The 726-nt window shown below is 23.1% G+C and carries 1 protein-coding gene; it reads right to left on the minus strand.

All coding sequences use genetic code 11. From position 1 onward, the window contains the following. On the minus strand, positions 1–411 hold a 411-nt coding region (locus RI01_RS02470), incomplete at its 3' end, for a hypothetical protein (RefSeq protein WP_034735198.1). Between the last annotated feature and the right edge of the window lie 315 nt (positions 412–726).

Raw genomic sequence — 726 nt, forward strand, 5'->3', positions numbered from 1 at the left:
AGCTTGGGAATATAATAAAGTAAGTTGATCATTATCAACATTATTAACATATTTACTTAAATCATGATCATAATAAGTAGTTATTTTATTAATTCCCTTTAAATTTAATTCATAATTAATAAAAGCCGCTTTTGTTTCGTATAAATTTTTAATTCTATTTTCTTGCATACCTGATAAAAAACGGTATAAATGCAAGTTAAAAAATTTCGAAAAACAACCTGTACCATAATCAGTAGTTTTGAAAAAAAATAAATTATTCTCATAATGTTTGACAATTTGTTCTTTTTCAAAATTACTCAAAAATTTATTATTCATAAATTTTTCATTAATTAAATTAAATGTTTTTTGAGCATGAAAAGATAATGTAACATCTTTTTTATTCATAGTGTAATCGTTTAAATTTAATAACATTTTTATCCTCCTTATAATTTATATTTGTAAAAAATTCAATATTAACATGTATAAAGTCGCTTGGTAGCTTCAATTAATCCGTATTTGTCAATCCTACACACACTATAAACTTTTATTTTTTGTTTTTCACATATAAAAATTTCGTTAAAAGAAACTCATTTTTATACATTCAAAACAAAATAAAAGTTTACTTAACGGTGTGAGGATTGACAAACGGATGAAGCTACCAAGCTCTCTTAAAAGAAAGGTTTACTATTTTGTGAGGATAAACAAAGCGGAATCAGCAAACACAGATCTAAAAGAAAATTGCATATT

The sequence above is a fragment of the Italian clover phyllody phytoplasma str. MA1 genome, from assembly GCF_000300695.1.
Classification (GTDB): Bacteria; Bacillota_I; Bacilli_A; order Acholeplasmatales; family Acholeplasmataceae; genus Phytoplasma.